Origin of the sequence: Methanobrevibacter sp. (assembly GCF_015062935.1) — an archaeon.
Classification (GTDB): domain Archaea; phylum Methanobacteriota; class Methanobacteria; order Methanobacteriales; family Methanobacteriaceae; genus Methanocatella.
On record NZ_SUTM01000042.1, the window covers coordinates 1 to 4,011 of the forward strand.

Here is a 4,011-nt window from a genome sequence, read left to right on the forward strand (position 1 = left end):
CAGTAGTGAAGTCCTTTTGTGTTTTGTTTGTGTACTATGGTTTTCTATGGGAATTTCATTTCGCTGCAAGCTCATTATATATAATTAATTTAGAAATAAGCTTTTATACAACTTCAATATTTTTAATACTTAAAATCATCACTACATCACCAAGGAGGTATTTTATGGATATTGAAAATCTTTTGTTAACATTCTAGACGATATACCTGTCTTGTCTAGTTATATTTTTGCCGTTGAACTTTTTTTGGATTTTAATCCTAATTTAAGGAGGATGAAACTATCACTTTAAAAGCATCCAATATTTCTAAAGTTGAATTTGTACCACACATTGACCAGAATGTGTGTCCGGACTGCGGTTCCACTAATCTGAATTTTGACAGTGGCCGTGCTGAAATCTGCTGTAACAATTGCGGTTTAGTTATCGAAGATAATATAATCGATAAAGGTCCTGAATGGAGAGCTCACGATCATGAGCAATTAGCCAAAAGAGCTAGAACAGGCGCACCTTCTATTTTTGGTATTGCAGATAAGGGTTTGCCTACTGATATTGACTGGAAAAATAAAGACCTTAAAGGCCATAATATTCCTGAGAGAAATCTCCCTCAAATCTACAGATTAAGAAGATGGAATAAACGTCTTAGGGTTTCAGGCACTGGTGAGAGAAATCTTGCTTTAGCACTATCTGAACTGGATAGGCAATCTTCCAGATTGGGCGTTCCAAGGTCTGTAAGGGAAGATGCCGCTTTAATTTATAGAAAAGCCGCTAAAGAAAATATTGTCCGAGGAAGAAGCATTATAGGCATGGTTGCCGCTTCTTTGTATACTGCTTGCAGGCGTGCGGGTATTCCTCGTACATTGGATGAAATGTCAGAAGTTTCCCAGGTTACTCAAAAACAGATTGGTAAAAATTATAGGTTTTTAGCAAGAAAACTGAATATTAAATTAAAACCTACTTCACCTGCGGATTATGTTCCTAGGTTTGCTTCAAATTTGGGTTTGTCCGGAAATGTTCAAGCTAAAGCAATTGAAATTGTTAACAGCTCTAGTGAGCATGGATTAATCGTTGGTCGTGAACCTACTGGTATTGCGGCTGCTACATTATATATTGCTTCTATTGTACTTGGTGAAAAAAGAACTCAAAAGGAAATTGCAGAAATTGCAGGGGTTACTGAGGTTACTATTCGAAACAGGTATAAGGAATTGACCAATAATCTTGATTTAACTGTTATTTTTTAATTTTTCAAAATAGTTAAATAATATAATCTTTATATTATTATTGTCGTATCATTTTTTGACCAATGCCTACGGTCCTTCTATGAGGAAAGCTTTCGCTGTTGATGATTAGGAGAAACCCAGCATTGGATAGGCTGCCCGTTTCGAGGGTTACTCGAGGAGCGAAGGGTATTCTAGCGATGATTCAAGAGAGTTAGTATACGGGCAATAGAAATTTATATGATTAAGGGGCTCTATTTGGTTTATATGGATTTAATATTTAATTTTTCTTATTTTAAAATTATTATAGATGATTAACTAATTCATGGATTTATTATTCATTGTATTTTTAAAAAATAGTAGTTTATCCGTAATTATTTTTGAGGTTTTTTTGACCATTTTTGTGTTGGTGCATATATTATGTATAGTCTTTTTGATATATTGTGTTGTTGGAGAATAGTTTATTATCATTTTTTTGTTTTTTCACAAAGTCCACTCTTTCAAAAATTTTGTTGATTTGAAATTTTTTTTTTAATTCTGTTTAAAAATAGTTAACTTATATTAATTCTTAATAAAATATATTATTAGAGTAATTATGAATAGGGCATTAAAATCAAAAATTATCATGTTTGTCTCAATGATGTTGTTCATGATTTTTTATATGGTGATATTTGGAAGTAAAAATGCTGTAATCGGTATGATGGTGGTCATGGCGGCGTTCATGAATCTGAGTAATGATTTGTCATTTAAACCAAAATCTTCTTTTATTAAAATACTGTTATTGCTTTTGGTGTTAGGCATTGCATCGTTTTTGAATAATCCATTGACTATCTTTGGATGCATATTGACCTTTGTTGTTGTCTTTGCAACTACTTTCACGTCCTATAATCTTTTTGGTGCCCATGTTTATTTACCGTACCTGATGATATATTTTATGATGGTTGGAATTCCGGTTTCTGTTGAAATGTTGCCGATGAGGCTTTTGTCTCTTGTCTTCGGTGCGGTTTTCATCGTTGGATTGAATATGGCAATTAACAGGAAAAAAGATTATAAACTATCAAAAGCAACTATTGACATGTTAATTTCGGAATTAGACAAAGCCATAGATTTGAAATTGGATGGCAAAGATGTTTCTTCGGATAATTTCCGTACAATCAACGGATTTTATTTGAGTATTTTCAACAGGTCCGAGTATAAATATTTCCCATCTGAAATTCATAAATCCGTTTTGAATGTTGTCAAATCATTTCAATACATTGGAAAGATTATATCTGAGCATGATTTGTCAAATAAGGAACTGCTTTACATAAGAAGTGTTTTGTCTCAAATCAAACACATTGATTTGGAGGGCATATTTGACGGTATTGAAATAGAATCAAAAGTGATGTATCTTGTTTTATTAAATTTGGAGATAATTTCAAATGAAATCAAAAAAGATTTATCCGATGAAATAATCCTTCCAGATAAAAACACATTAAAAACCCAGTTCAAATCATTAATCATACAGTATTTCAGTTTCAGATCTGTCAAGTTTACTTTTGCATTTAAAATGGCCTTTTTAATGTTTGTCTGGCAGCTGCTGACGCTGATGTTTAATTTGCCATTTACAAAATGGCTATATTTCGCTACAATCTCGTTAATGTTACCTTATATTAATGATGTTGCATATTCTGCAAAGTCACGACTTCAGGGAACATTTATCGGAGTTTTTGTTTTTGCAGCAATTCTCATAATTGTCCCTTATCTTAACGTTTCATTTAATGTAATTTCTGTTGCAGTAATGGTTGTCTGTATGTTTATAATGGTCATTAAATTGGAGGATAAACTGATTTTGACAATTGTCACTACTGTGATATCAGTCATGACTGCACTGATGTATATTCCACCACCTGAAGCAATGGAATTGAAGATATTGTGGGTAACTGTTGCAGTTGTAGTTGTCACATTATTCAATTACAAATTCCTGCCTTATTCTGTTGAAATCGAAACAAAGAATAATCTGAAAACATCTTATATGCTAAATCAACAGTCAATCGATTTGGTTAAACAGAAATGCATGGCAACGGGACCTGATAAAAAAACAACATTATTAGTTTTAAGCAATGTTGTACGGGAAAACATTGAAATAACTGAGGAAAACCGGGAATTATATACTCTACAGGTAAAAATTACTGATATTTGCAATTTCATTTTGAATTATCTGGATTTGATTCCAATATCTGATGATTTGGCTAAAAATTTGGTTGAAATAATTGATGATAATGCGTTGGCAGATGTAAATTTAAATGTCAAAGATAAAATATTGGCATATTCAATGGAACATGTCATGAGTCTGTTTAAAGATGAACAGATGATTATCGGAGGATTTGATTAATAATTTTATTATATTAATTATATGTCGGAGAATTGCATGAAAGAATATTTGATGGAAACACCAAGCATTGATTACATGAATCATCTTATTCAAGATAAGGTTAGGGAATTGATGAATCAATCTGAAGATGAGATGGATTACCTCAAAAGATGTTACATCTTTGTTAGGGATGAAATTTCTCATTCATGGGACATTAAAGCTGATGTGGTTTCAAGAACTGCCAGTGAGGTGCTTGAAAATAAAACTGGAATCTGCTGGACAAAATCATGTCTTCTTGCAGCACTTCTAAGAGCAAATCAGATTCCGTCAGGCATCAGTTATCAGCGTCTTACAAGAGCAGATGACGATAGTGAAGGTTATATGATTCATGCTTTAAACACTGTGTATATAAAGGATTTAGATAAGTGGATCAGACTTGATGCTCG

General features: G+C 32.6%; 4 protein-coding genes. 3 read left to right on the top strand and 1 reads right to left on the bottom strand.

Going from position 1 to position 4,011, the window contains the following annotated elements:
• Nucleotides 1-279: 279 nt before the first annotated feature.
• Nucleotides 280-1,236, top strand: a complete 957-nt coding sequence (locus E7Z81_RS12015) for a transcription initiation factor IIB (protein WP_292748166.1) — start codon at nucleotides 280-282, stop codon at nucleotides 1,234-1,236.
• 633 nt (nucleotides 1,237-1,869) lie between these two features.
• On the opposite strand, the gene E7Z81_RS12020 is transcribed toward E7Z81_RS12015, so the two are convergent.
• Nucleotides 1,870-2,091, bottom strand: a complete 222-nt coding sequence (locus tag E7Z81_RS12020) for a hypothetical protein (RefSeq protein WP_292748160.1) — start codon at nucleotides 2,089-2,091, stop codon at nucleotides 1,870-1,872.
• A 43-nt stretch (nucleotides 2,092-2,134) separates the two neighbouring features.
• Here E7Z81_RS12020 and E7Z81_RS12025 point away from each other — a divergent pair, with 43 nt between their 5' ends.
• Nucleotides 2,135-3,586: an FUSC family protein gene (locus tag E7Z81_RS12025; RefSeq protein WP_292748162.1), complete on the top strand. Its 1,452-nt coding sequence runs from the start codon at nucleotides 2,135-2,137 to the stop codon at nucleotides 3,584-3,586.
• A gap of 36 nt (nucleotides 3,587-3,622) precedes the next feature.
• The coding region (locus tag E7Z81_RS12030; RefSeq protein WP_292748164.1) for a transglutaminase family protein at nucleotides 3,623-4,011 on the top strand (389 nt) is incomplete at its 3' end.